Source organism: Microbacterium sp. ZXT2-5 (assembly GCF_055329545.1).
Genome location: NZ_JBUZWD010000001.1, coordinates 1,778,826 through 1,803,423, shown reverse-complemented (window position 1 = coordinate 1,803,423; position 24,598 = coordinate 1,778,826). Strand labels below are relative to the sequence as shown.

At 71.7% G+C, this 24,598-nt stretch carries 25 protein-coding genes; 11 read left to right on the top strand and 14 right to left on the bottom strand.

The window, feature by feature from the left end; all coding sequences use genetic code 11:
* Nucleotides 1-135: 135 nt before the first annotated feature.
* From ACZBH1_RS07910 to ACZBH1_RS07875, 8 genes are all read right to left on the bottom strand, one after another.
* The gene (locus ACZBH1_RS07910; protein WP_463646054.1) at nt 136-1,506 is read right to left on the bottom strand and encodes an alpha/beta hydrolase family protein; all 1,371 of its coding nucleotides are present in this window, start codon (nt 1,504-1,506) and stop codon (nt 136-138) included.
* Nucleotides 1,507-1,586: 80 nt separating this feature from the next.
* Nucleotides 1,587-2,033 (bottom strand): MarR family winged helix-turn-helix transcriptional regulator, encoded by a 447-nt coding sequence (locus ACZBH1_RS07905; protein ID WP_336394289.1) that lies wholly within the window; start codon nt 2,031-2,033, stop codon nt 1,587-1,589.
* Between the two features lie 39 nt (nt 2,034-2,072).
* Nucleotides 2,073-2,474: a 4-carboxymuconolactone decarboxylase gene (gene pcaC / locus ACZBH1_RS07900; RefSeq protein WP_463646053.1), complete on the bottom strand. Its 402-nt coding sequence runs from the start codon at nt 2,472-2,474 to the stop codon at nt 2,073-2,075.
* Entirely contained in the window at nt 2,471-3,250 is a 780-nt protein-coding gene (locus ACZBH1_RS07895; RefSeq protein WP_378878764.1) for an alpha/beta fold hydrolase, read from the bottom strand. Before ACZBH1_RS07895 ends, pcaC begins: the two co-directional genes overlap by 4 nt.
* Entirely contained in the window at nt 3,247-4,638 is a 1,392-nt protein-coding gene (locus ACZBH1_RS07890; protein WP_463646052.1) for a lyase family protein, read from the bottom strand. The genes ACZBH1_RS07895 and ACZBH1_RS07890 overlap by 4 nt, the downstream gene beginning before the upstream one ends.
* The gene (pcaG, locus tag ACZBH1_RS07885) at nt 4,628-5,206 is read right to left on the bottom strand and encodes a protocatechuate 3,4-dioxygenase subunit alpha (protein ID WP_452323615.1); all 579 of its coding nucleotides are present in this window, start codon (nt 5,204-5,206) and stop codon (nt 4,628-4,630) included. The genes ACZBH1_RS07890 and pcaG overlap by 11 nt, the downstream gene beginning before the upstream one ends.
* A complete protein-coding gene (gene pcaH, locus ACZBH1_RS07880) occupies nt 5,206-6,075 on the bottom strand; it encodes a protocatechuate 3,4-dioxygenase subunit beta (RefSeq protein ID WP_463646051.1) in 870 nt (289 codons plus the stop codon). The genes pcaG and pcaH overlap by 1 nt, the downstream gene beginning before the upstream one ends.
* Nucleotides 6,076-6,330: 255 nt before the next feature.
* Nucleotides 6,331-7,089 carry an IclR family transcriptional regulator gene (locus ACZBH1_RS07875; RefSeq protein ID WP_463646050.1) on the bottom strand — a complete coding sequence of 253 codons (759 nt, stop codon included), beginning with the start codon at nt 7,087-7,089 and terminating at the stop codon, nt 6,331-6,333.
* A 51-nt stretch (nt 7,090-7,140) separates the two neighbouring features.
* On the opposite strand from ACZBH1_RS07875, the gene ACZBH1_RS07870 reads away from it, so the two are divergent.
* From ACZBH1_RS07870 to ACZBH1_RS07860, 3 genes are all read left to right on the top strand, one after another.
* Nucleotides 7,141-7,893 carry an IclR family transcriptional regulator gene (locus tag ACZBH1_RS07870; protein WP_336394282.1) on the top strand — a complete coding sequence of 251 codons (753 nt, stop codon included), beginning with the start codon at nt 7,141-7,143 and terminating at the stop codon, nt 7,891-7,893.
* 263 nt (nt 7,894-8,156) lie between these two features.
* Nucleotides 8,157-9,344 (top strand): 4-hydroxybenzoate 3-monooxygenase, encoded by a 1,188-nt coding sequence (locus tag ACZBH1_RS07865; RefSeq protein WP_463646049.1) that lies wholly within the window; start codon nt 8,157-8,159, stop codon nt 9,342-9,344.
* Between the two features lie 82 nt (nt 9,345-9,426).
* Nucleotides 9,427-10,653 carry an MFS transporter gene (locus tag ACZBH1_RS07860; RefSeq protein WP_463646048.1) on the top strand — a complete coding sequence of 409 codons (1,227 nt, stop codon included), beginning with the start codon at nt 9,427-9,429 and terminating at the stop codon, nt 10,651-10,653.
* A 65-nt stretch (nt 10,654-10,718) separates the two neighbouring features.
* On the opposite strand, the gene ACZBH1_RS07855 is transcribed toward ACZBH1_RS07860, so the two are convergent.
* Nucleotides 10,719-11,183 carry a MarR family winged helix-turn-helix transcriptional regulator gene (locus ACZBH1_RS07855; protein WP_463646047.1) on the bottom strand — a complete coding sequence of 155 codons (465 nt, stop codon included), beginning with the start codon at nt 11,181-11,183 and terminating at the stop codon, nt 10,719-10,721.
* 131 nt (nt 11,184-11,314) lie between these two features.
* Between ACZBH1_RS07855 and ACZBH1_RS07850 the strand changes: the two genes are divergently transcribed.
* From ACZBH1_RS07850 to ACZBH1_RS07830, 5 genes are all read left to right on the top strand, one after another.
* Nucleotides 11,315-12,265, top strand: a complete 951-nt coding sequence (locus tag ACZBH1_RS07850) for an SDR family oxidoreductase (protein ID WP_463646046.1) — start codon at nt 11,315-11,317, stop codon at nt 12,263-12,265.
* 68 nt (nt 12,266-12,333) lie between these two features.
* Nucleotides 12,334-13,221 (top strand): amidohydrolase family protein, encoded by an 888-nt coding sequence (locus ACZBH1_RS07845; RefSeq protein ID WP_463646045.1) that lies wholly within the window; start codon nt 12,334-12,336, stop codon nt 13,219-13,221.
* 1 nt (nt 13,222) lies between these two features.
* Entirely contained in the window at nt 13,223-14,413 is a 1,191-nt protein-coding gene (locus tag ACZBH1_RS07840; protein WP_463646044.1) for an acyl-CoA dehydrogenase family protein, read from the top strand.
* A 21-nt stretch (nt 14,414-14,434) separates the two neighbouring features.
* Nucleotides 14,435-14,887 carry a MaoC family dehydratase gene (locus ACZBH1_RS07835; protein WP_336394275.1) on the top strand — a complete coding sequence of 151 codons (453 nt, stop codon included), beginning with the start codon at nt 14,435-14,437 and terminating at the stop codon, nt 14,885-14,887.
* 49 nt (nt 14,888-14,936) lie between these two features.
* Complete coding sequence (locus ACZBH1_RS07830; RefSeq protein WP_463646043.1) at nt 14,937-16,460, top strand: acyl-CoA synthetase; 1,524 nt, start codon at nt 14,937-14,939, stop codon at nt 16,458-16,460.
* A 173-nt stretch (nt 16,461-16,633) separates the two neighbouring features.
* Here ACZBH1_RS07830 and ACZBH1_RS07825 read toward each other — a convergent pair whose 3' ends face one another.
* The 5 genes from ACZBH1_RS07825 to ACZBH1_RS07805 form a co-directional block, all read right to left on the bottom strand.
* Complete coding sequence (locus ACZBH1_RS07825) at nt 16,634-17,458, bottom strand: PaaX family transcriptional regulator (RefSeq protein ID WP_336394273.1); 825 nt, start codon at nt 17,456-17,458, stop codon at nt 16,634-16,636.
* Nucleotides 17,455-18,258: an ABC transporter ATP-binding protein gene (locus ACZBH1_RS07820; protein ID WP_463646041.1), complete on the bottom strand. Its 804-nt coding sequence runs from the start codon at nt 18,256-18,258 to the stop codon at nt 17,455-17,457. Before ACZBH1_RS07820 ends, ACZBH1_RS07825 begins: the two co-directional genes overlap by 4 nt.
* Nucleotides 18,251-19,075 (bottom strand): ABC transporter permease, encoded by an 825-nt coding sequence (locus ACZBH1_RS07815; RefSeq protein WP_336394271.1) that lies wholly within the window; start codon nt 19,073-19,075, stop codon nt 18,251-18,253. The genes ACZBH1_RS07820 and ACZBH1_RS07815 overlap by 8 nt, the downstream gene beginning before the upstream one ends.
* Nucleotides 19,072-19,911: an ABC transporter permease gene (locus ACZBH1_RS07810; protein ID WP_463646040.1), complete on the bottom strand. Its 840-nt coding sequence runs from the start codon at nt 19,909-19,911 to the stop codon at nt 19,072-19,074. The genes ACZBH1_RS07815 and ACZBH1_RS07810 overlap by 4 nt, the downstream gene beginning before the upstream one ends.
* A 91-nt stretch (nt 19,912-20,002) precedes the next feature.
* Nucleotides 20,003-20,992: an ABC transporter substrate-binding protein gene (locus ACZBH1_RS07805; RefSeq protein WP_336394269.1), complete on the bottom strand. Its 990-nt coding sequence runs from the start codon at nt 20,990-20,992 to the stop codon at nt 20,003-20,005.
* 331 nt (nt 20,993-21,323) lie between these two features.
* Here ACZBH1_RS07805 and ACZBH1_RS07800 point away from each other — a divergent pair, with 331 nt between their 5' ends.
* The 3 genes from ACZBH1_RS07800 to ligM are packed head-to-tail and all read left to right on the top strand — an operon-like array spanning nt 21,324 to nt 24,518.
* On the top strand, nt 21,324-22,208 hold the full coding sequence (locus tag ACZBH1_RS07800) for a methylenetetrahydrofolate reductase (protein WP_463646039.1): 885 nt from the start codon (nt 21,324-21,326) through the stop codon (nt 22,206-22,208).
* The gene (purU, locus tag ACZBH1_RS07795) at nt 22,205-23,080 is read left to right on the top strand and encodes a formyltetrahydrofolate deformylase (protein ID WP_336394267.1); all 876 of its coding nucleotides are present in this window, start codon (nt 22,205-22,207) and stop codon (nt 23,078-23,080) included. Before ACZBH1_RS07800 ends, purU begins: the two co-directional genes overlap by 4 nt.
* A 28-nt stretch (nt 23,081-23,108) precedes the next feature.
* Entirely contained in the window at nt 23,109-24,518 is a 1,410-nt protein-coding gene (ligM, locus tag ACZBH1_RS07790) for a vanillate/3-O-methylgallate O-demethylase (protein ID WP_463646038.1), read from the top strand.
* Nucleotides 24,519-24,598 lie beyond the last annotated feature (80 nt).

Here is a 24,598-nt window from a genome sequence, read left to right as displayed (position 1 = left end):
GCGCCTCCTCATGTTCGTCCTGCGAACACCTGTCCGTCTAACGGACACGATATCGCAGCGCGTCTCTCACCGCCAGGGCGAGACGCCGAGGGCGGCACCCGTCACGGATGCCGCCCTCGGTTCAGTTCGGCGCCGTCAGCGGCGTCCCTCGCGGTCGCCGAGGAACTCGCCCGGCTGGGTGGGGACGAACGCCGACCCGCTGTCATGGAGCGACGCGGCCAGCTGGTTCATGCGCTGCGCGGACTGCCCGACCGCGCCCCAGTTGCCCGTCTCGACGCGGTCCAGGAGCGCCTCGATCCCCGCCGCGATCTCGGCAGGCGTGAAGCTGCAGTGCCCGACCCGGTCGACTTGGAACTGGCGCAGCAGGCTGGTGTCTCCGGCCGTGCGGACGTCCTCGGCGTACTCCTCCTCGACCTGGATCGGCGCCAGGATGTCGTCGAGCGTGTGCAGCGCGATGACCGGCATCTGCAGGTCGCCCGTGAGCCCCGACGAGGCGCGCAGCGTCTCGACCGAGCCGGGGTCGGCCACGACGTCCGCGGTCGCGGTCAGGGTCGCGAGGTCCGCCTTGAGGTCCAGGCCGGCCTCGCGGTACAGCTCCTGCACCAGCACGCGGTCCTCGGACTGCGCGAAGAGCTTGTGGTAGTCCACTCCCGCATTCCAGGTCGCGTTGCCGCCCGCCGTCGACTCGATGTCGAAGCGGCCGGGGGTGACGAAGCCGATCGTGTCGAGCAGCTGCTCGTACAGCCCCTGCTGCAGCACCGCCGGGTCCGTCGGCGCGTCGGCCGCGGCCGCGCCGTCGGAGATGTGGAACAGCGCCGCGGCCAGCGCGATGCGCGCCTTCCCCTCCGGTGTCTGCTGACCGGCCTGCACCGCCGCGCTCAGCGCGCCGGAGGCGGCGAAGGCGTCGCCGAGCGTCGCGTAGCCCTCGATGTCGATGTCCTGGGCCGGTGCGAGCAGCTGGTCGATGGCGTGCGCTCCGTCGAGCTGGTAGTTGTTCAGATCGACGGCGCCCTCCATCAGCCCGCACGTCGGCATCGCCCCGTCGATGAGGTCGCCGGCGCTCTCGGCGATGCGGCCGGTGACGAGACCGCCCATCGAGGTGCCGTAGGCGAGGATGTGCTCGGGGTCGAGTCCGGTCTCATCGAGCATGGCGTCGAGGGACTGCAGCTGGTCGTCGACCGCGGTGGGCACCGCCCAGCCGCTGGACGCGTACGACGACCCGACGAGCGCGTAGCCGCGCTCGAGCAGCAGTGCCTTGGTCGCGCCGTCCGGGGCGACGGAGGCCGGGTTGCCGGGGATGAACGAGGGCCGGTAGCCGTGGCTGTACAGCAGCACGGTGCCGTTCCAGTCGGCGGGGACCGAGGCGAGCCAGGTCGTGCCGTTGGAGAGCGAGCCGGCGTACTCGCCGCCGGTGTCCGCGAGGGCGGGTGGCGCGACAAGGCCGACAGACAGGGCGGCGGCGGCGACCGCGGCCAATCCGACGGTTCGGGTGCGGAGCTGGGACATGTGGGGTCCTTCCGTGTCATCGTCGACAGGGCGCCGTCGTCGGCGACGGAGCTAGGACCAATTATCAAGTTTCCTGAACGTCAGTCAACCGGTTCCGTGGATTGCTCGAGGGCGCGCCGGGCCTCCTGGAGCCAGCGTCCGAGCGCCGCGCGCTCCGATCCGGACCGCCCGCCGAACGCCACGGCCTCGATGCGGTCGACGTCGTCGCGGCACGCGGACAGCAGCGCCACCCCGGCCGGAGTCAGCGAGATCGCCATGCGGCGCCGGTTCTCGGGGTCGCGGACGCGGTCGATCAGCCCCGCGTCCACCAGGGCGCGCACGATTCCCTCCATCGCCTGCGCCGTCACGAAGGCGTGCCGCGCCAACTGTGACGAGCTCATCCCGGGATGCTGCTCGAGCACCGTCAGCGCGGTGTACTGCGTCACGGTGATGCCGTGCGGCCGCACCACGTCGTCGAGGCGTCCGCGGACGGCGAGCTCGACCTGCTTGACCTGGTAGAGGATCCGGGGTGCGTGTTCGGCCGTCATGCGCTCCCCGAGCCCGTCATGCGATGAAGCATACGGGCGTCAGGACTCGTCGGCGAACACGTCCTTCGCGATGCGGAACGCGGTGTTCGCGGCCGGGACGCCACAGTACAGCCCCGCCTGCAGGATCACCTCCCGGATCTCGTCGACGGTGAGGCCGTTGCGCCGCGCCGCGCGCAGGTGCATCGCGAGCTCCTCGTGGTGACCGAGCGCGATGAGCGCCGTGAGCACCGCCACCGAGCGCGAGCGGCGGTCGAGCCCTGGCCGCGACCAGATGTCGCCCCACGCGACGCGGGTGATGAAGTCCTGGAAGTCGGCCGTCAGCTCGTCGGTGCCGGCGATCGCACGGTCCACGTGCGCGTCCGAGAGCACCGCGCGACGCACCGTCATGCCCTGGTCGTAGCGCTGCTGGTCGGTGAGGCCCTCGCCGTCCGGGCGGGTCATGCGGCGCGCTCCGCCGCGTGGGCGTCGAAGAAGCCGAGGAGGGCGTCGGCCGTCGCGGCCGGCGCGTCGGCGGGCGGCAGGTGCGCGGCATCCGCGATCCCGATCGCCTCGCCGCGCTGCACGCCGTCGGCGATCTCGCGAGCGGATGCCTCCGGCGTGACGCCGTCGTGATCGCCCCACACCGCCAGCACCGGGGTGGCGATCTCGCCCAGCCGATCGCGCACGTCGAAGCCCGCGAGCGCCTCGCAGCACAGCGCGTAGCTCTCGTCGTCGGCGTCCTGCAGGGCGTGCAGCAGCCGCCCGGTGATGTCGGGGTCGCGCTCGATGGAGCCGGGCGCGAACCATCGCTGCGCCGAGCCGATGATGAGGCTCGAGGTGCTCTGCGCGCGCACCTGGGCCGCACGCTCGTGCCACGCTGCGGCCTCGCCGATCGCGGCACCCGAGCACACGATCGCCGCTGCGCGGACGCGATCCGGATGCCGCAGCAGCAGCTCGAGCCCCACGCAGCCGCCGAGCGACACCCCGGCGTACAGGAACTCTCCGTCGATGCTCGCGGCCACGGCGTCGGCGAGGTCGGCGATGGAGAACGGTGCGGCGGCGGCCGGTGCGGCGCCGTGACCGGGGAGGTCCCAGGCGATGACCCGGTACTCCTGCGCGAGCGGGGGCAGCGCGCGCTCCCACAGCAGGGTCGAGGTCCCGAGCGACGGGCCGAGGATCAGGGTCGGCGCGGCGATCGGGCCGACGGGTGCGGTGAGCGAGATGGCGGGGACGGTCACTCTGTCTCCTGTGGGGTGACGGCCTCGTCGACGAGGCGTGCGGCGAGGCCCGTGTACCGGGCGGGGTCGAGCAGGTCGGCGACGAATGCCTCGGCGCTCCGGCCGCGGTCGGCGGCGAGCGCGCCGACTTCGGGGAGCGCCGCGAGCGCCGCGGCGAGGTCGCCGTCGGCGCCGGCCTCGAGGACGAGCCGCGACACGCGGGCCGGTCCGAGCGCGGGGCCGAGGACGAGCGAGAGCCGCTCCGCGAGGATGAGCCCGCCGCCGGCGTCGAGGTTGCGGGTCACGGCGTCGGTGTCGACGTGCAGGCCGGCGACGAGGGTCGCGGCGTGGGCGGTCGCGCCCAGCGCGAGACGCAGCAGCTCGCGAAGCGTCGGCCACTCCGCGTGCCAGGCGCCGTCCGGGCGCTCGTCGACGGCGAGCGCCGACGCCAGGTGCAGGGTCGCGCCGAGCTGCGGCGCGCGCAGCGCGGCGGAGCGGATGAGGACGGATGCCGCGGGATTGCGCTTCTGCGGCATCGCCGACGATCCTCCGCCGGTGCCCTCGGCGAGCTCGCCGATCTCGCTGCGGCTGAGGGTGGCGACGTCGGCGGCGATCTTGCCGACCGCGTCGACGGCCTGCACGAGGGCGTCGCCGAGCCCGGTCACCGGCCAGCGCGCGGTGTGCCACGGCGCCTCGGGCGCGGCCAGTCCGAGCTCGCGCGCGTAGGCGGCCGGCAGCCCCGCCGCGGTCTCGACTCCACCGAGCTCGACGAACGAGGCGAGCGTTCCGGCTGCGCCGCCGAGCTGCACGGGGAGCGCGTGCCCGGCCTGCTCGAGGCGTCCCTTGGCGTGGGCGACGCCTCGCAGCCAGCCGGCGGCGCGCAGGCCGACGGTGGTCGGCACCGCGTGCTGGGTGAGCGTGCGCGCCGCGGCGACCTCGTCGCGGCGCGAGCGGGCCAGCGAGCGCAGCGAGACCTCGGCGTGCGCGAGCGCGGCGATGACCTTGCTGGTGGCCGCCCGCGCGACGAGCATCAGCGCGGTGTCGAGGATGTCCTGGCTGGTGGCGCCGCGGTGGATCCACAGGCGCGCGTCGGTGCCGACGCGCTCCCTGAGCACGCCGACGAGCGGGATCACCGGGTTGCCGCCGGCCACGGCCGCCGCCGCCAGTGCTCTCCCGTCGACGCCGTGGTCGCGGCATCCGCGCAGTGCGCCCTGCCAGCCGAACTCCGTCTCGATCTCGTCGACGGCCTCGGCCGGCGCGAGGCCCGCCTCCAGGAGGGCGCGGGCGAGGCCGACCTCGGCCGTCACGAGCGCGTCGAGGATCGCGGCATCCGTCACCGTCTCGTCGTGACCGACGGTCACCGGCGAGAGCAGCCCCTCGTCGAGAGGGGGGTGCGGATCAGAAGGCAAGGAACACGGTCTCCTTCTCGCCCTGCAGGTGGATGTCGTGGTGCAGGCTGCCGTCGGGCCGGCGCGTCGCGATGAGCGTAGCGCGCTCGCCCTCGTCGAGCGAGGACAGCAGCGGGTCGGCGGCGAGGAGGTCCTCGTGCTCGGGCAGGTAGATGCGCGTCACGAGCTTGTCGGGAAGCCCCCGGGCGAACACGATCACCGAGAAGAACGGCGCGCCCCCGTCGACCGGACCGGGGTTGCGGGTCCAGAACTCGTAGTGGCCGACATCCGTCGTCGCGGCGCGCCCGAATCCGGTGAACGAGTGGTCGTCGCGGCGGAACGCGCCGTGCGCGCGCGGGATGCTGCCGTCCTCGTCGGCGCTCCAGATCTCCACGACGGCGTCGGGGATCGGGTTGCCGGCGCCGTCGAACACGGTGCCGCCGAGCACGATCGCACCCGGGCTGTGCGGGAAGACGACCTCGTGCTTCTTGGGGTAGTCCAAGCCGAAGGCGAAGAACGGGCCGACGGTCTGGCCGCCGGTGGGCTCGTGGGTCTTGGGGCCCAGGTCGCGCTGGGTGCGAGCGGCCATCAGTGCTCTCCTTCTTCGGGCTCGAACCAGGTGGCGTCGGGTCCGTCGACCACGATGTCGAAGCGGTACCCCATCGAGAACTCGGGCACCGACAGGTCGTGGTCGTACAGCCCGATGAGGCGGTCGCGGTCCTTCTGGCGCCAGATCGTGTTGTAGATCGGGTCCAGCGGGAACAGCGGGTCGCCCGGGAAGTACATCTGCGTCACCAGACGCTGGGTGAAGCCGCTGCCGAAGATCGAGAAGTGGATGTGGGCGGGGCGCCACGCGTTGACGTGGTTCTTCCACGGGTAGGCGCCCGGCTTGATCGTCGTGAACTTGTAGTACCCGTTGTCGTCGGTGACCGTGCGCCCGGCCCCGGTGAAGTTCGGGTCCAGCGGCGCGGGGTGCTGGTCGCGCTGGTGGATGTAGCGGCCGGCCGCGTTGGCCTGCCAGATCTCGACCAGCTGGTTCGCCAGCGGACGCCCCCACGAGTCGAGGAGCCGGCCCTCGACCGTCATGCGCTCGCCCTGCGGCTCACCGATGTGCTGCAGCGTGAGGTCGGACTCGATCGCCGCGACGTCGCGCTGGCCGAAGGCCGGCGACCACAGCTCGATGGTCTCGGGGTCGACGAGCTTGGGGTTCTTGGTCGGATGCCGCAGCAGGCTCGACCGGTAGGGCGGGAAGTCGTGGAGGCTGATGTTCAGCTTCTCGCCGGCCTCCTCGCGTCGCGCGGCGGCGGCGTGGTAATCGACGATCTCCTGCGTGATCTCGTTCTGCGTCAGCTGGTCGGGCGAGGCCAGCAGCGACTCGGGCGCTGCCACCGTCTGCTCGAGAACCACCGACGACGAGAACGCCTCTTCACCCCGGGGATCGGGCTGCGTCGCACTCATCAAGGTCTCCTTCGACGACTCGGGTCGTCCCAGCGTCGCACCGGCGCCGGGCCGTGCGGGCTCGCACTCCCACTCAGTGGGATCGACGGATGCCGCGGGCCGAGGCATCCGTCCCCCTCTGGTTCTCTCGGGCTCTTTCTTCCGGGTTTGGGGCGCGCTTCGTCCGTTCGGGGCGCGCGCCGTGCGCCCCGAAGGGGCGGCATGCGCCCCAAACCCCGGGCGACTCCCCCCAGACCCGGGCGACCGAGCCTGGGCTCACGCGCCGCGGAGGTCGTGGTGGAGGTCCTTGGCCGACTGCACGACGAAGGGCCCGAGGCGCCGCGCGTCGGCGCGCTCGAGATGAACGACGAGGCCGATCGCGATGGGGGGAAGGCCCTCCACGCGCGGCAGGGCCGCGGCCACCGAGACGTTGCCGAGGGTCATCTCCTCGCGGGTCGTCGCGTAGCCGAGGGCCCGGGTGCGCGCGATGTCGGCGCGCAGGCCCGCCTCTGTGGTGATGGAGTTCACCGTCTCGCGCACCAGCGGCGCGCGGAAGTACTGCTGCAGCCAGGCCTCGTCCCGCGTGGCGAGCAGCGCCTTGCCGACCCCCGTGGTGTGCAGCGGCCCCCGCCCGCCCATGCGGCTCAGGGTCGGGATCGACTGGCGGCCGGTGAGGCGCCCGACGTACAGCGCGCTCGTCGTCTCGGGCGTGGCCCCGTCGAGCACGGCGAGGTGCACGTTCTCGCCCGTGGCCTCGTAGAGCCGCACCATGTGCGGCAGCGCCGTCTCGCGCAGCCGCAGCGACAGCGGCGACAGCTCGCCGAGCTCCCACAGCCGCGGCCCGATGGCGTAGGTGTGACCCGGACCCCGCGTCAGCAGCCCCTCGGCCACGAGGGTCGCGAGCAGGCGGTGCAGCGTCGACGAGGCGAGGCCGGTGCGCGCGGCGAGCGCCGCCGCGGTGACGGCCGGCTCGTCGTCGGTGAAGCAGTCGAGCACCCTCAGGGTGCGCTCGAGCACGCCCTCGCCGTCCGCCATGGCTCCTCCCCGAGCGACGTTACCCGCCCGGGCGTGTGTCACAGTGGGCGCATGGCCAACTCGCCGACCGGCGACTCGATGACCGAGCGCATCGTGCGCGTGCTCGAGACGTTCACGGCCGAACGGTCGATGCAGTCGGCCGCCGAGATCGGGCGCCGCGCCGGGCTGCCGTCGTCCACCGCGCACCGCATCGTCGACGAGCTCGTCGCCGCCGGGCTGCTCGAGCGCGATGAGGACCGTCGCGTGCACCTCGGGATGCGGTTGTGGGAGCTGGCCCTCCGCGGCTCCACGGCGCTGCGCCTCCGGCAGGCCGCGCTGCCCCACATGGAGCGGGTGCAGGCGGCGATCCGCGAGCACACCCAGCTCGCGGTGCTCGAGCAGGACGAGGCGCTCTTCCTGGAGCGCCTCTCGCATCCCGACGCGGGCGCCAACATCACCCGCATCGCCGGACGCCTGCCGCTGCACGCCTCGTCGTCGGGCCTCGTGCTGCTGGCGCACGCGCCGGCCGCCCTCCGCGAGCGGGTGCTCGCCGGACCGCTGCGCGCCCTCGCGCCCGAGACGGTGACGGATGCCGCGCGCCTGCGCCGCCTGCTCGCCGAGGTCCGTCGCACCGGCGTGGTGGTGGCGCCGGGATCGATCGAGTCGGTGTCGACCGGCGTGGCGGTGCCGATCCGCGACGCGGGCGAGGTCGTGGCCGCGCTGTCGGTGGTGCTCCCCCGCGAGACGCCGCCCGACGCCGCCGTCGCGGCGCTCCGCGCCGCCGCCGCCGGCATCGAGGCCGCCCTCCGCACCGACCGCCGCTGAGCCCACGCCGGCCCGCGGCATCCGTCATCCCACGCCATCCCCACCCCCACCCCCACCCCCACCCCCCGCCGAGTTCGCGGTTCCTCGACGAGCGACCACGTCCTGGGCGCCCACAGCGTGGTCATTCGCCGAGTAACCGCGATGTCGGCAAGGGACGGGGTGACAGCCGTCCCGATGAACGGGAATCTACACACCGACGAGGTGGAGCGGGGTCACACTGGGGCGAGGCATCCGCACCCCCTCACGTCGTCGAAGGAGACGTCATGACCACCACGATCAGCACCCGCGTCGCCATCGTCGGCGCCGGACCCGCCGGACTCCTGCTGGCGCATCTCCTCGGCAACGCCGGCATCGAGTCGATCGTCATCGACCAGCGCTCGCGCGAGGAGATCGAGACGACGATCCGCGCCGGCATCCTGGAGCAGGGCACCGTCGAGATCCTCGACGCGTCCGGAGCGTCGAGCCGCGTCCGCACCGTGGGCAACCGTCACGACGGCATCGAGCTGCGCTTCTCGGGCGCCGGCCACCGCATCGACTTCGCCGAGCTCGTCGGCCGCGGCGTGTGGCTGTACCCGCAGCACGAGGCGCTCAAAGACCTCATCGCCGCACGCCTGGACAAGGGCCAGGACCTCCGCTTCGGCGTCACCGCCGTACGCGTCGAGGATGCGGCATCCGATCGTCCGCGCGTCATCGCGACCGACGCCGACGGTGCTCCGCTCGAGATCGAGGCCGACTTCGTCGTCGGCTCCGACGGCTCGCGCAGCGTCGTGCGCGAGGCGGTGACCGGCTCGTCGACCGGCGGCTACTTCCGCGAGTACCCGTTCGCGTGGTTCGGCATCCTCTGCGAGGCGCCGCCGAGCGCCGAGGAGCTCATCTACAGCAACTCCCCCGACGGTTTCGCGCTCATCAGCCAGCGCAGCCCCACGGTGCAGCGCATGTACTTCCAGTGCGACCCGAACGCCGATCCCAACGCACTGAGCGAGGAGCAGCTGTGGGAGGAGCTGCAGAAGCGCGTGCCCGGCACGACCCTCAAGGAGGGTCCGATCTTCCAGCGGGACGTGCTGCGGTTCCGCAGCTTCGTCGCCCACGAGCTGCTCCGCGGTCGCGTCGCCCTCATCGGCGACGCCGCGCACACCGTGCCGCCCACCGGCGCGAAGGGCATGAACCTCGCGGTCGCCGACGTGATCGTGCTCGAGCGCGCACTGCGCGCGCTGCTGCTGGAGAACGACGACCGCCTCCTCCAGCAGTTCCCCGAGAAGGCGCTCCACCGCATCTGGAAGGCTCAGCACTTCTCCTGGTGGATGACGAACATGCTCCACGTCGCCCCCGACGCGTCGGACTTCGACCGCCTGCGCCAGCTGGGCGAGCTGCAGTCGGTGGTCGAGTCCGAGGCCGGCCGCCGCTTCCTGGCGGAGGCCTACACCGGCTGGCCCCTCGAGGGCCTCGCCTGACGCCCCTTCCTCGCACGAGGGCTGCCGCTGAACGGGAATGGACGGATGCCACGCCCGCCGCGTGGGCTATAGTCCGAGCCCTATGACCCCATCGTCGCGGACCGCTCCGTCGCGCACGCCGCGCACGGCGTCGGTGGCGATGCTGCTGGCGGCGGTGTGCCTGGTCGCGGCCAACATGCGCCCGGCCATCACGGGGCTCGGGCCGCTGCTCGACCAGATCGGCGCCGACACCGGGATGTCGCTGACCGCGCTCGGCGTGCTCGCGGCGGTGCCGCTGGTCGCCTGGGCGCTGTTCTCCCCCGTCGCACACGAGCTCAGCCGCCGCTTCGGCCAGCCCCGGGTGCTGCTGTGGTCGCTGCTCGTGCTGCTGGCCGGCACGCTCGTGCGGTCGATCCCGGGGCCGGTCGTGAGCCTGTGGATCGGCACGGCGATCATCGGCGTCGGGATCGCGATCATCAACGTCCTCATGCCGGCCGTGGTCAAGCGCGAGTTCCCGGGCCGCGTCCCGGCGATGACCGCCGTGTACACCGCGCTGCTGGCCGGCATGGGTGCGGTCTCGTCCGGAGTCGTCGTGCCCATCTCGCACATCGAGGTCGGCGGCGAGGCGGCGGGCTGGCGATTCGCGCTGCTCGTCACGGGCGCGGCCCTGCTGCCCTTCGCCGTCGCGGCGTGGTGGTGGGCGCACCGCGGGGCCCGCAGCGTGCACGATCGCGCGAAGGCGCCGCGCGGTCGCACCGGGATCTGGTCGGATCCGATCGCCTGGCTGGTCGCGGTCTACATGGGGCTGCAGGCATCCATGTTCTACATGTTCGTGACCTGGCTCGCGCCGCTGTCGATGTCCACCGGTCGCTCGGAGGTCGTCGCCGGCGTCGACGTCATGGTCTACCAGCTGTTCTCGCTCGCCGGCTGCCTGCTGCTGCCGCTGATCCTCCGCGGGAGCCTCGAGCGCTGGGCCCCCGCGCTGATCCCGTCGCTCGCGGTCATCGGCGTCGTCGGCCTGATGCTCGCCCCCGGCGCCGTGCTGGTGTGGGGCTCCCTCATCGGCCTCACCGGCGGCGCGACCCTCGCGATGTCGCTCACGCTGATGGCGCAGCGCGCCCGCGATCACGACACCTCCGCCGCGCTGTCGGGCATGTCGCAGTCGGTCGGCTACGTGATCGCCGCGCTCGGGCCGGTGGCCTTCGGCGGACTCCACAGCATCACCGGCGGGTGGACCGCGTCGCTCGCGCTGGTCCTGGCCGTGCTCGTGGGCCTCACCGTCGTCGGGGTGTTCGCCGGCCGCGACCGCTACGTGCTCGACCGCAGCTGACGCGATGACGGATGCCGCGCCCCGCCGGCGCCGCTCTCCAACACCGACCCCGAACCCCGGAGCCGTCAGTCCTCGGGGAAGGCGAGCCGGCGCAGCAGGCCGGTGAGCAGCTCGCGCTCCTCCTCCGACAGCTGCGCGTGCACCCGCTCCTCCGCGACGCGCGCGGCCTCCCGGGCGGCGGCCGCGAGCGTGCGCCCCGCATCCGTGGCGACGACGACGTTCGCGCGCCGGTCGGAGGGGTCGGGCTGCCGCTCGACCAGACCGCGGGACTGCAGGTCGTCGACGAGGCTGACGACCTGGCTCGGGTCGAGGCGCAGGAACTCGGCGAGGTCGCGCTGCGAGGGCCGGGCATCGCCCGACGCCAGGACCAGCACCGAGAACGACCGCGCCTTCAGCCCGTGCTCTGCCAGCGCCGCATTGCCCGCGGCGAGCGCGATCGCGTTCGCACGCGCGAGCAGGAAGCTCACGTCGTCGGCGAGCACCGAGGCGCGCAGGCCCGACGGGGCGACGGCGTCGGCGGATTTCGGCATGGCCACGAGCGTAGCCCAGTTCGTGGATGAACGGAATGATTGACATTTTCAACGGTTAGGTCTTCAATGGGTCCCGAACCTCGGTACGGCGCCCCGCGCCGACCGGGCCGCGACACGAAGGAGTCTCACGCATGTCATCCGACGTCACCCCGAGCGGCACCGCCCGCCCCCTCGACGGCAAGGTCGCGATCGTCACCGGCTCCGGGCGCGGGCTCGGCCTCGCCTACGCGCAGGAGCTCGCCCGGCAGGGAGCGGCCGTGGTGATCAACGACGTCGACGAGGCCACCGCCGCCGAGGCGGTCGCCGCGATCGAGGCCGAGGGCGGACGCGCCGCCGCGGTGGCGGCCCCCGTGGGTCCGACCGAGACCGCCGAGCAGCTCGTGCGCACCGCGGTCGACACCTTCGGCCGGCTCGACATCCTCGTCACGAACGCCGGCGTGCTGCGCGACACCGTGCTGTGGAAGATGAGCGACGACGACTTCGACACCGTCATCAACGTCCACCTCCGCGGCACCTTCACGTGCGTGCGGGCGGCCGCCACCTGGATGCGCGAGAACGAGGTCCCCGGCCGGATCATCGCGATCGGATCGCCGACCGGGCAGCGCGGCAACTTCGGGCAGACGAACTACGCCGCCGCCAAGGCCGGCATCGTCGGCATGGTGCGCACGTGGGCGCTCGAGCTCAAGCGCGCGGGCATCACCGCCAACGCCGTCATCCCGGTCGCCGCGACCGCCATGACGGCCACCGTCCCGTACTTCGCCGCCGCCGTCGAGGCCGAGGCGGCCGGCGAGCCGATGCCCCAGTTCTTCCGCCACGACCTCGGCTTCGGCACCTCCGACGACGTGGCCGGGCTCATCGCGTACCTGGCATCGGATGCCGCCGCCGGCGTCACCGGCCAGGCCATCGGGATCGGCGGCGACCGGCTGCAGCTGTGGTCGCACCCCGAGCCGGTCGCGACCGCCTTCCACGACGGCGGCTGGTCGTACGACGATCTCGCCGCCGGCTTCGGCGACGCGGTGGGCGACCTGCAGACGGTCGGCGAGAAGTTCCCGCCGCTCCCCGACGACCTCCAGCGCCCCTGACCCGTCGGTCCCGTGCCTGTCGAAGCGCCCTTCGGCAGGCACGGGACCGAAGACCCGGAAGGCCCGACATGACCCGCTACGAACCCGCGATCGACCTCGACGCGCTCACGGCGATCGACGTGCACGTGCACGTCGAGGTCGACGGGCACGGACACGCCTCGCTGCCGGGCGATCTCGCCGACGCCGCGGCGAAGTACTTCAGCACCGACGGGCCGAACCCCGACCTGGACTCGGTCGCCGCGTACTACCGCGAGCGGCGCATGGCCGCCGTCGTGTTCACCGTCGACGCCGAGACGCAGCTGGGTCACCCCCCGCTGTCGAGCGCCGACATCGCCGAGGGCGCCGCCCGCAACAACGACGTGCTCATCCCGTTCGGCTCGGTCGACCCGCGTCGGCCCGATGCGCTCGACCGCGTGCGGCGGCTCATCGACGAGCACGGCGTGCGCGGCTTCAAGTTCCACCCGACGGTCCAGGGCTTCGACCCCTCCGACGAGGCACGCTTCCCGCTGTACGAAGCGCTGCAGGAGGCCGGGGTCGTCGCGCTCTTCCACACCGGCCAGACCGGCATCGGCGCCGGCCTGCCGGGCGGGCGGGGGCTGCTGCTCGGCCTGTCCAACCCGATCCTGCTCGACCCGGTGGCCGCGCGCTTCCCCGACCTGCAGATCATCATGGCCCACCCCTCGGTCCCCTGGCAGGACGAGGCGCTCTCGGTCGCCACGCACAAGCACAACACCTGGATCGACCTGTCGGGCTGGAGCCCGAAGTACTTCCCGGAGTCGCTGGTGCGCGCCGCGAACTCCTACCTCAAGAGGCGCGTGCTGTTCGGCTCGGACTTCCCGCTCCTCACGCCCGACCGCTGGATGACGGATGCCGAGACCGCCGGCTCCTTCAAGCCCGAGGTCCTGCCCGGCATCCTGAAGGACAACGCGGCACGCCTGCTGGGACTCGGGGGCTGACATGCCTGCGCTCGAGTCGGATGCGACGTTCGGGTTCGACCCGTATGCGATCGCTGCCGCGCACCTGAGCCCGGCCGCGCGCGCGGCGCTCGCGCGGCTGCAGCAGACGCTGGATCGCAGCATCCGTCCGCTCCTCGCCCAAGCGTGGGAGACGGCGACCATGCCGGCCGGCGTCCTGGACGCGCTCATCCCCCTCGATCTGATGCAGCCGGAGGGGGTGGATGCCGCCGAGGCGGCGTCGAGCATGTACTCGGGCTTCCGCAACTACGTGCTGGCCCGCACCGACGTGTCGGTGGCCACCCTGTACAACGCGCAGTCCGGGCTCTTACGCACCGCCGTCGCGCTCGGCGGGTCGCCGGAGCAGGCTGCCGAGCTCGACCCCCGCGTGCGCAGCTTCGACCTCAAGGGCGTGTTCGCGCTCACCGAGCCGGAGCACGGCTCCGACATCGCCGGCGGCCTCGCGACGGCCGCGCGGCGCGACGGCGGCGACTGGGTGATCGACGGCCGGAAGAAGTGGATCGGCGGGGCCGCGGCATCCGACGTCCTCCTGGTCTTCGCCCGCGACGTCGACGACCACGCCGTCAAGGCGTTCCTGGTGCCGACCCACGCCGAGGGCGTGCGGCTCGAGGCGATGACCGGCAAGGTCGCGCTGCGTCCGATGCAGAACGCGATCATCACCCTCGAAAGCGTGCGTGTGGCCGAGACGGCGCGCCTCCACAACGTGAACGGGTGGCGCGACGTCTCGCGGATCCTGCGGGCGATGCGCTCCGACGTGGCGTGGATCGCCACCGGCCTGCAGGCCGGCGCCCTCGACGCCGCGGTCCGCTACGTGCGCGAGCGCCACCAGTTCGAGCGCCCCATCGGCGGCTTCCAGCTCGTGCAGGAGAAGCTGGCGCGCATGCTCGGCAACACCGTCGCCTCGCTCGCCCTCGTGGTGCAGCTGTCCGCCCGGCAGGACCAGGGCGAGTTCGCCGACGAGAACTCCGCCCTGGCCAAGATGCAGACCGCGCGCCTCGCGCGCGAGACGGTCGCGCACGGCCGCGAGGTGCTCGGCGGCAACGGCATCCTGCTCGAGCACGACGTCGCGCGGTTCTTCGCCGATGCCGAAGCCGTGTACTCCTACGAGGGCACGCACGAGATCAACGCCCTCATCGTCGGCCGCGCGCTCACCGGCGCGTCGGCCTTCACCTGACCCGTCCACGAAGGAGAAACCATGACCACCACCGTCGACTACGCCGACGTCGCCGGCCTCGCCGGCACCGACCTCGGCCACACCGAGTGGTTCGAGATCACGCAGGACCGCGTCAACCTCTTCGCCGATGCCACCGACGACCACCAGTGGATCCACGTCGACCCGGCGCGCGCGGCGGAGGGGCCGTTCGGCGGTCCCATCGCGCACGGCTTCCTCACCCTGTCGCTCGCGGTCAAGTTCTGGTCGGAGCTCTTCGACGTGACCGGCGTCACGACGCGCGTGAACTACGGCCTCGACAAGGTCCGGTTCGTCTCGCCCGTGCCCGTGGGCGCCCGCGTGCGCATGACCGCCGTCATCGCCGAGGTCACCGAGGTGCGCGGCGGCTACCAGTTCGCCGTCGACCAGACCATCGAGATCGAGGGCGCCGAGAAGCCCGCCGTCGCGGCGCGCGGCCTGTACCGCTTCTACGCCTGATCGGCTCTTCCGACCCGCACGCTTCCTCGAGGGAGAGGACCCCGCAACGATGCACGAGGGAATCGGGTTCTGGCTCGCCAAGCGGCGGCTGAAGGACCCCGACAAGACGGCCGTCGTCTTCGGCGACGACGAGCTGAGCTATCGCAGGCTGGCGGATGCCGCCGACCATGTCGCCGCCGTGCTGTGGCATCGCGGCATCCGTCGTGGCGACGCCGTCGCCTACATCGGCGAGAACAGCCCGCAGTTCCTGCAGGTGATGTTCGGCGCGGCGCAACTGGGCGCCGTCTTCGTGCCGCTGAACACGCGGCTCGCCGCTCCCGAGATGCAGCACATCCTCGTCGACTCGGGGGCACGCGCCGTCGTGCTCGACCCCGAGTTCCTGGAACGCGCGAAGCCGGGCATCGAGGCGGGGCGCATCGCCCACGTCATCGTGACCGGCGAGGGGCTGCCGGGGCACCCGGGTCTCGCCCGCCTCGTGGCCGAGGCCCCCGGCGGCCACACCGTCGCCGACGTGGGCCTCGACGACCCGGCGGCCATCATCTACACGTCGGGCACCACGGGGCGTCCGAAGGGGGCCGTGCTGAGCCACGGCAACCTCACGTGGGTCGCGGTCAACTGCATCGTCGACTACGACGTCGTCTCGACCGACGTCTCGCTGATGATCTCCCCGCTGTTCCACGTCGCGTCGCTGGGCATGGGCGCGCTGCCGGTGATCCTCAAGGGTGCGACGCTCGTCCTCGAGAAGGGCTTCGAGCCCGGTCGCACGCTCGCGCAGATCCAGCGCCACGGCGTCACGATGCTCAGCGGCGTGCCGACCACGTACCAGATGCTGGCCGACCACCCGGACTGGGCGGCGACCGACATCTCGACGCTGCGGAAGCTCACGTGCGGCGGCTCGGCCGTGCCCACCCGCATCCTCAATGCCTACGAGGAGCGCGGGCTGTCGTTCTCGCAGGGCTACGGCATGACCGAGACCTCGCCGGGCGCGACGTCGCTCGCACCGTCGAAGACCCGTGAGAAGCAGGGCAGCGTCGGCCTCCCGCACTTCTTCACCGAGGTGCGCATCACCGACGAGCACGGCGACGTCGTGCCGCGCGGCACCGTCGGCGAGATCGAGATCTCGGGGCCCAACGTCTTCCTCGGCTATCACGGCCAGCCCGAGGCGACGGCGGCCGCGTTCACCGACGACCGCTGGTTCCGCTCGGGCGATCTCGGCTACCTCGATGCCGACGGCTACCTCTACATCGCCGATCGCCTCAAGGACATGATCATCTCCGGCGGCGAGAACATCTATCCCGCCGAGGTCGAGAACCTCATCTCCGACATCGAGGGCATCTCGGGCGTCGCTGTCGTCGGCGTGCCCGACGAGCGCTGGGGCGAGGTGCCGTGGGCGGTCGTGACGCTCAAGGAGGGTGCGGAGGTGGACACCGAGATCGTGCGCTCCCACCTGGACGGCGTGCTCGCGCGCTACAAGCTGCCGAAGAACGTCGTCGTGGTGGAGGAGCTGCCGCGCACCGCCTCGGGCAAGGTGCGCAAGGCCGACCTGCGCGCGCGGTTCGGCGAGAGCCGGTGAGCACGCGGCTCGACCCCCCGGCAGTCTCCCCCGACCCGCGCGCCCACCCGCCGACAGGTCAACCGGCCCTCTACAGGAGGCAGCGGACCGGATCGGTCCTGTAGAACCGCGGTCGACCTGTTGAGAGCCAAGGGTCGCGAGGCCGGTACGCGCGCTGGGACTGTCGGCAGTGCTCAGTCGACGAGGCCGGCGAAGTCCCGCACGGCCGGGAAGGCGAACTCCCGGTGCCGCCGCGTGAACAGCTCGGCGGAGCGGTCGGCCGGCCAGTCCTCGCCCATGTACTGGCGCGGCAGCCGGGGGTCGGCGCGCAGCAGCGCGAGCCAGTCGGCGACGAGCAGGGTCCGCGCGGTGACGGGAGGGAGATCGGATGCCGCATCCTCGCGCTCCCAGTGCGCGATGAACTCGAGGTGCGCCTCGCGGATGCGCTCGATGTCCCACGCCACGCGCACCGCCTCGGCCATCGGGAACCCGTCGAGCTCGGTCGCCGAGAACGCGGTGACCGAGCCCGGGGGCAGGTCGGGGATGATCGCATCCAGCGCGGCGGCGAGGTCCACCGCCCCGGGGGCGATCCACAGCCCGTCGCGCAGCACCGCGAATCCCGACCACGTCAGCGCGGCGCGCAGGCGGTGCCGCAGGTCGCGGAGGTGCTCGGGGACGCTGAAGGTGACGAGCGTCCAGCCCTCGCCCTGGGGCTCGAACGGCGCGGGCCCGTTCACGCGGCCCGACGCCTCGCGCAGCACCTCGCTGCCGTGGGAGGTCAGCTCGAACCCGATCTCGCGCCCGAGGCGCCGGCGTTCGAGCACCCCGCTCGCGACCATGCGGTCGAGGTTGGTGCGCACGGCGGAGGCCGCCACGCCCGCGCTCTCGAGGGTGCCGATCAGCACGCTCGCGCGCAGCGGTGCGAAGTACCGGTCGCACACGAACTCGCCGAAGAAGGCCAGCAGCAGCTGCCTCGGCTTGCGCGTGAGGACCGAGCCCTCGACGGGGAGAACGCTCACGCCGCCCCCGGGCGGACGGCCTCGCCGCGCTTGGCACGCTGGATCTGCTCGTACACGTGGGTGCGCAGCTCGGTGAAGCGGGGCAGCGCGCGCGTGGTGATCTGGTCGCGGTCGGACTCGAGGTCGATCGCGAGGTCCTCCTGCACCCAGGTCGGCGACTTCGACAGCACGATCACCCGTTCGCCGAGGTAGACCGACTCGTCGATGTCGTGCGTCACGAAGAGGATCGACATGCCCCGCTCGCGGTGGAGCGTGCGCACCAGGTCCTCGAGGTCGGCGCGGGTCTGGGCGTCGACGGCCGCGAACGGCTCGTCCATGATGAGCACCTCGGGCTGGTACGCGACGGCGCGGGCGATCGCGACGCGCTGCTGCATGCCGCCGGACAGCTGCCACGGGTAGCTCTTGGCGGCGTGGTCGAGGCCGACGGCCGTCAGCGCGTCGTCGATGAGCCGGTCGCGGTCGGTGCGCGAGAGCTTCTTGTGCTTGAGGGGCAGCTCGACGTTGCCGCGCACGGTGAGCCAGGGGTAGAGGCTGCGGCCGTACTCCTGGAACACGAGCGCCATCTTGGGCGGCGGCGCGGTCACGCGCTTGCCGTCGAGCTCCACCACCCCGGAGGTGGGCCGCAGCAGGCCGGCGATGCACTTCAGCAGCGTCGTCTTGCCGCACCCGGAGGGGCCGACGATGCACACCAGCTCGCCGGCATCCATCCGGAAGCTGATGTCGCCGATCGCCTCGACGTTCCCGGTCGTCGATTCGTACACCTTGCGCAGGTGCTCGACCTTCAGCAGCGTGTCAGGCACGCTCCACCTCCTTGATTCCGTGGTACCAGCGCAGCACGCGACGCTCGACGAGCCCGAAGATCGTCGCGAGCAGGATGCCGATGAGGCCGAGCAGCAGGATGCCGCTCCACATCTCGGCGATGAGGTAATTGCGCTGGAAGTAGACGATCTGATAGCCCAGGCCGGACGACGAGTACGCCAGCTCCGAGATCACCATCAGGATGAGGGCGATCGACAGCGACTGCCGCACGCCGGCCATGATGCGCGGACTCGCCGCGGGCAGCACCAGGTAGCGCAGGCGCTCCATGGGCGTCACGGCGAAAGAGCGGGCCGTCTCGGTCATGACCGAGTCCGTGGCGCGCACGCCCTCGATCGTGTTGAGCAGGATCGGCCACACCGAGCCCACCACGATCACGACGATCTTCATCGCGTCGGTCGGTCCCATCAGCACGACGACGATGGGCAGCAGCACGGGAGGGGGGACCGCGCGGAAGAACTCCAGCATCGGCTCCAGCAGCTCGCGCAGCCATCGGTTCAGGCCGATGAGGGTGCCCGCGACGATGCCGACGAGGATCGAGATGACGATGCCGATCGCGAGGCGGCCGAGGCTCGGCAGCACGTCGGTGATGAAGGCCGGACCGATCCAGGTGTCGATGAACGCGTCGAGGATCTCGAGCGGCGGCGGGAAGAACGTGGCCGTCGTGAAGCTCGCCCAGATGCCCCAGATGATGAGCAGCAGAAGGGGCAGCCCGATCGCGTACAGCGTGTTCTCGCCGATCTTCGCCCAGACGCGGGACGGCCGCCGGGGGGTCACGACGGTGCTGGTGTAGAGCGTCACAGCACTTCCTCCCCTCGCACCGACTGGTGCCAGGCCAGCGAGCGACGCTCGATCGCGCGGAACACCAGGTTGATGAGCAGGCCCAGGATGCCGGTCACGATGACGAGCGCATACACGGTGGGCCAGTTGCCCGCGGACTGCGCGAACACGATCTCGCGCCCGAGGCCGGGGTTGCCGATGAACATCTCGGCCGTGATGGCCAGGATCAGCGCGACCGCCGCCGCGAGCCGCAGACCCGTCATGAGGTACGGCAGGGCGGTCGGGAACACCAGGTTCACGATCCGCGAACCGCGCGAGAGGCCGAAGCTGCGGGCGGTGTCACGGGCGACCGTGTCGACGTCGGCGACGCCGTACAGCACCTGGATGAAGACCTGCCAGAAGCTGGCGTAGACGATGATGACGAGCGCCGCCTCGATCCGCAGCCCGAACATGAGGATGGCGAGCGGGATGAGTGCGACCGACGGGATCGGGCGGAGGAACTCCACCGTGGTGTGGGTCGCGCGGCGCAGGAACGGGACGAGTCCGATGACCGTGCCGAGCACCGTCGCGAGCACCATGGCGATGGCCAGGCCGATGCCCCAGGCGGTCATCGTGCGCCCGACGTTGCGCCAGAACTCGAGGTCCCGCAGCTCCTGCCCGAGCGCGGCGAGCGTCGTGGTCGCGCTGGGGAAGTAGCGCGGATCGACCAGGCCGAGCGTCGGCAGCAGCTGCCATGTGACGAGGAATCCGACGACGCCGGCGACGCCGAGGGCGAACTTGCGGAGGGTGCGCATCCGTCGCGCGCTGCGTCGGCGCGGCGGTGTGGCGACGATCATGGGGGCGTCGGCGACGGCCATCGGCGGGTCCGATCGGTGGAGGGGCGGCGTCGGGAGGGCAGGAGGGAGGGAGCGGATGCCGCAGCGCGCGGCATCCGCTCACTCCACGCCGTCACTGCTGCTGCAGCAGGCGGTCGTAGTCGGGCTCGGCGTCGATGTACGCGAACTCGACCGCCAGGGCGCCGAGGTCTTCGATGCCGGCGTCGGCGAGGTCCCACGTGAAGGTCGGCAGCGTGATGCCGGCGGCCGCCTCCTCGGGGATCTCGAGGTTCGTCGCGATCGCGGCGCGGACCGCCTCCTCGTTGCCGGCCGCCCAGTCGAGGGCCTCAGCCATCGCCTCGGAGTAGGCCGTGACGAGCTCGGGGTCCTCGTCCATGAGCGCCTGCGTCGTGATGTTGGTCAGCACCGTCAGCCCGGGGATCGTCGCCTGGTAGGGCTGGACGACCGAGACGCCGCCGCCGCCCACGATCATGCCGCGGAACGGGTCGGGAGCCCAGGCGGCGTCCATGGTGCCGGCCTCGAGCTGCGCCGGCACGTCGGGGAAGGCGACCTCGACGAACTCGATCGTCGAGGGGTCGCCGCCGTCGTCCTGCACGGCCTTGCGGATGGTGAGGTCGCCGGCCGCGCCGATCGTGTTGACCGACACCTTCTTGCCCGCCAGGTCGGCGGGACGCGCGATGCCCGAGTCGCCGAGCGCCACGACGGCATTGACGTCGTCGCCCTCGGCGATGCTGTTGGCGTAGTTGCCGACGATGACGACGCCGAGGTCCTGGAGGTCGGCGCGGATCGGGCCGAACGGCTGGCCGATGGCGAACTGGATGTCGCCGCTGAGCAGCGCCGGGATCGCGTTGGCGCCGCCCTGCGAGGGGACGACCTCGATCTCGAGGCCGTGCTCCTCGAAGATGCCCTCGTCGATCGCGGCCCAGAGCGCGCCGGTCTCGGCGATGGGGAGGGCTGCGACGCGGACGGTCGTCAGGTCGCCCGAGCCGGCGTCTCCGCCGTCGGACGGGCTCGAGGCGGGATCGGCGCCGGAATCGGTGCAGCCGGCCAGGGCGATAGCGGCGGCGGCGAGTACGCCGACGGTGGCAAGACTCTTCTTCATTGACGGGCCTCTCATGACTGTGCGGGTTCACCGGCCGCCGGGTCCGTCCGACCGGAGTCGGAGTCCCCACCTCGGCGTGCCGGACAAGAGTCATGGTGCGCCACCCTCGAGCGATTGTCAATGGTTTCGTGACGCCCGTCACGATTTTCTTGAAGAACAGGTTCCGGGCGGGTGCGGCATCCGCTCAACGGAATCTGCCCGTCGCCACCGCGGTCCGCGCACCGAACATGGAGGTCACGCACACGACGTGCCTATTGCCATTACCTATGGTGATAGGTATTCTCTGGATACCGGGACGCAGCGACGCACCCGGACGAGGAAAGGACCTCCCATGGCGCACCCGACCCCCGCCTCTCCCTCGGCGGCCGCTCTGGTCGACGGCTTCTCGCTCGAGATGACGGGCAAGGACGTTCCCGGCCTCGAGGAGGCCCGCGAGACCATCCCGCAGGGGACGAAGATCAACGTGACGTTCCTCGGCAACGAGGACCTCGAGATGCGGGTCGCCGCGGCCAAGGCCGTCAAGGAGATGGGCTTCGTCCCCGTCGCCCACATCTCGGCACGGCGGCTGGAGTCGCAGGAGCAGCTCGAGGAGTTCCTCGCCCGCCTGCAGGAGGTCGGGGCCACCGAGCACGTCTTCGCGGTGGGCGGCGACCCGGCCGAGCCCGCCGGCCCGTACCCCGACGCCCTCACCCTGATCCGGTCGGGCCTGCTGAAGAAGTACGGCGCGCGCGAGGTGTCGATCGCCGGCTACCCCGAGGGTCACCCCGACATCCCGGACGACGTGCTGTGGCGCCACCTCGACGAGAAGGCGCTCGCCCTCGCCCAGCAGGGGCTGGATGCCGTCGTCCTCACGCAGTTCGCCTTCGACACCGACCCGGTCATGGCGTGGATCGACCAGGTGCGCGAGCGCGGCATCGACGCGCAGATCCGCATCGGCACCCCCGGTCCCGCCGGCATCAAGCGCCTGCTCGGGTTCGCCCGACGCTTCGGCATCGGCGCCAACGCCATGATCGTGAAGAAGTACGGCTTCTCGCTGACCAACCTCATGGGCACCGCCGGACCCGACCGCTTCGTCTCCGACCTCGCGGAGCTGCTCGCCGCCGACCCGAAGTCCGGCGACGTCAAGCTGCACTTCTACACGTTCGGCGGACTGCTCGCGACCAGCACCTGGGCGCGCGAGTTCGTGGCCGCGCAGTCCTCGGGGGCGCGCCGATGACGGCCCACCTCGAGACGCACCGCGACCACGCCTGCCTGATCGTCCACGGTCCCGATCAGCCGGGTCTCGTCGCGGCGGTGACAGCGCTGATCGCCCGCAACAAGGGCAACATCGTCACCCTCGACCAGTACTCCGACAACCCCGAGGGCGGCGAGTTCTTCCAGCGCGTCGTGTTCCACCGGCCTGACCTGCAGGCGGCCCTGCCCGAGATCGAGGCCGATCTCGACAAGACGCTCGGTCCGCTCGAGATGGAGTGGCGCGTGACCGACCAGTCCATCCCCAAGCGCATGGCGATCCTGGTCTCGACCAGCGACCACTGTCTGCTCGAGCTGCTGTGGCGCCACCGCCGCGGCGAGCTGCCGGTGACGATCCCCATGGTGATCTCCAACCACACCAACACCGCCGAGGACGTCCGCAGCTTCGGCATCCCGTTCTTCCACGTGCCGTCGCAGGGGCCCGACAAGTCGGCGGCCGAGGCGAAGATCGTCGAGCTGCTGAAGGGCAACGCCGACTTCGTCGTGCTCGCCCGCTACATGCAGATCCTCTCGGACACGTTCCTGGACGAGGTCGGCGTGCCGGTGATCAACATCCACCACTCCTTCCTCCCCGCCTTCATCGGCGCCGCGCCCTACCGCAAGGCCAAGGAGCGGGGCGTCAAGCTCATCGGCGCGACGAGCCACTACGTCACCGAGGACCTGGACGAGGGTCCGATCATCGAGCAGGACGTCGCGCGGGTGGACCACTCGATGTCCGCCGCGGACCTGCAGGCCCGCGGGGCGTACGTCGAGCGGGCCGTGCTCTCCCGTGCCGTGCAGTGGCACGCCGAGGACCGCGTGATCCGGCACGGCAACCACACCATCGTCTTCACCTGACCCATCACCAGAACAGAGAGGTTCCCCCATGGCGAAGAATCTGCAGGAGCTCATCGACGCGCAGAACGCCGTCGAGATGCTGCGCAACTCGCAGATCGGCTCGTACATCTACCCGGTGGTCCCCGCGGACTTCCAGAACTGGATCAAGGAGCAGAAGGCGTGGCGCGACACCGCCGTGCTCTACGACCAGTCGCACCACATGGACAATGTGTTCCTCAAGGGCTCCGACGCGATCAAGCTGATCTCCGACACGGCCATCAACTCGGTCGCGACGTTCCCGGTGAACCGCGCCAAGCAGTACGTGCCCACGACCGCGTCGGGCCACGTCATCGGCGACGGCATCCTGTTCCACGAGGCCGAGGACGAGTACGTGTACGTCGGCCGCGCTCCCGCGTCGAACTGGCTGATGTACCACGGTGAGACCGGCGGCTACTCGAACCTCGACGTCACGGTCGACCGGCGTTCGCCGTCGCGCCCGTACGGCGACGCCGTGAGCCGGCGCTACTACCGCTTCCAGATCCAGGGGCCGGCCGCGTGGCAGGTCATCGAGAAGCTCAACGGCGGCCCGCTCGAGCAGCTGAGGTTCTTCGCCATGTCCGAGATGCAGATCGGCGGCGCGAACGTCCGCACGCTGCGCCACGGCATGGCAGGAGCCCCGGGTCTCGAGGTGTGGGGCCCGTACGAGGACCACCACCGCGTGCGCGACCTCATCGTCGAGGCGGGCGCCGAGTTCGGCCTCGTGCCGGTGGGCTCGCGGGCCTATCCGTCGAACACCCTGGAGTCGGGCTGGATCCCGTCGCCGCTTCCCGCCATCTACTCGGGCGATGCCGAGCGCGGCTACCGCGAGTGGCTGGGCGTCGACAGCTATGAGGCGACCGGAACGCTCGCGGGCTCGTTCGTGTCGCAGAACATCGAGGACTACTACCTCACCCCGTGGGAGCTCGGCTACGGCTCGTTCGTCAAGTTCGACCACGACTTCATCGGCCGCGACGCCCTCGAGAAGATCGACCCGGCCACCCAGCGCCGCAAGGTCACGCTGGCGTGGAACGCCGAGGACGTCACGAAGATCTTCGCGTCGCTCTTCGACACCGAGGGCGACAGCTACAAGTTCTTCGACCTGCCGCTGGCGAACTACGGGTCGGCCAACTACGACGCGGTGACGGATGCCGGAGGCGACGTCGTCGGATTCTCGATGTTCACCGGCTACAGCGCGAACGAGAAGCGCGCGCTGTCGCTCGCGACGGTCAACCCCGACGTGCCCGAGGGCGCCGAGGTCACGGTCGTGTGGGGCGAGCCCGACGGGGGCACGAAGAAGGCGTCGGTCGAGCCGCACAAGCAGCTCGAGGTCCGCGCCGTCGTCTCTCCGGTGCCGTACTCGACGGTCGCCCGCCAGACGTACCACGGCGGCTGGCGCACCGGGTACCAGGAATCCGCCTGACCCGCACCGACCCGAGGGGGTCCGCCCGCGCCGGGCGGGCCCCCTCGCACATTCCGTCACGGCGGCGGAGGAGGCATCCG

Excerpts from the sequence above, each read along its gene's own strand:
- ligM (WP_463646038.1), top strand. The coding sequence starts at position 23,109 with ATGGCGAAGAATCTGCAGGAGCTCATCGACGCGCAGAACGCCGTCGAG.
- ACZBH1_RS07905 (WP_336394289.1), bottom strand. The coding sequence starts at position 2,033 with ATGACGGCCGAACACGCACCCCGGATCCTCTACCAGGTCAAGCAGGTC.
- ACZBH1_RS07875 (WP_463646050.1), bottom strand. The coding sequence starts at position 7,089 with ATGGCGGACGGCGAGGGCGTGCTCGAGCGCACCCTGAGGGTGCTCGAC.
- ACZBH1_RS07870 (WP_336394282.1), top strand. The coding sequence starts at position 7,141 with ATGGCCAACTCGCCGACCGGCGACTCGATGACCGAGCGCATCGTGCGC.
- pcaH (WP_463646051.1), bottom strand. The coding sequence starts at position 6,075 with ATGAGTGCGACGCAGCCCGATCCCCGGGGTGAAGAGGCGTTCTCGTCG.
- ACZBH1_RS07810 (WP_463646040.1), bottom strand. The coding sequence starts at position 19,911 with ATGGCCGTCGCCGACGCCCCCATGATCGTCGCCACACCGCCGCGCCGA.
- pcaC (WP_463646053.1), bottom strand. The coding sequence starts at position 2,474 with ATGACCCGCCCGGACGGCGAGGGCCTCACCGACCAGCAGCGCTACGAC.
- ACZBH1_RS07840 (WP_463646044.1), top strand. The coding sequence starts at position 13,223 with ATGCCTGCGCTCGAGTCGGATGCGACGTTCGGGTTCGACCCGTATGCG.
- ACZBH1_RS07860 (WP_463646048.1), top strand. The coding sequence starts at position 9,427 with ATGACCCCATCGTCGCGGACCGCTCCGTCGCGCACGCCGCGCACGGCG.
- pcaG (WP_452323615.1), bottom strand. The coding sequence starts at position 5,206 with ATGGCCGCTCGCACCCAGCGCGACCTGGGCCCCAAGACCCACGAGCCC.
- ACZBH1_RS07855 (WP_463646047.1), bottom strand. The coding sequence starts at position 11,183 with ATGCCGAAATCCGCCGACGCCGTCGCCCCGTCGGGCCTGCGCGCCTCG.
- ACZBH1_RS07865 (WP_463646049.1), top strand. The coding sequence starts at position 8,157 with ATGACCACCACGATCAGCACCCGCGTCGCCATCGTCGGCGCCGGACCC.
- ACZBH1_RS07850 (WP_463646046.1), top strand. The coding sequence starts at position 11,315 with ATGTCATCCGACGTCACCCCGAGCGGCACCGCCCGCCCCCTCGACGGC.
- ACZBH1_RS07845 (WP_463646045.1), top strand. The coding sequence starts at position 12,334 with ATGACCCGCTACGAACCCGCGATCGACCTCGACGCGCTCACGGCGATC.
- ACZBH1_RS07910 (WP_463646054.1), bottom strand. The coding sequence starts at position 1,506 with ATGTCCCAGCTCCGCACCCGAACCGTCGGATTGGCCGCGGTCGCCGCC.
- ACZBH1_RS07800 (WP_463646039.1), top strand. The coding sequence starts at position 21,324 with ATGGCGCACCCGACCCCCGCCTCTCCCTCGGCGGCCGCTCTGGTCGAC.
- ACZBH1_RS07805 (WP_336394269.1), bottom strand. The coding sequence starts at position 20,992 with ATGAAGAAGAGTCTTGCCACCGTCGGCGTACTCGCCGCCGCCGCTATC.
- purU (WP_336394267.1), top strand. The coding sequence starts at position 22,205 with ATGACGGCCCACCTCGAGACGCACCGCGACCACGCCTGCCTGATCGTC.
- ACZBH1_RS07830 (WP_463646043.1), top strand. The coding sequence starts at position 14,937 with ATGCACGAGGGAATCGGGTTCTGGCTCGCCAAGCGGCGGCTGAAGGAC.
- ACZBH1_RS07835 (WP_336394275.1), top strand. The coding sequence starts at position 14,435 with ATGACCACCACCGTCGACTACGCCGACGTCGCCGGCCTCGCCGGCACC.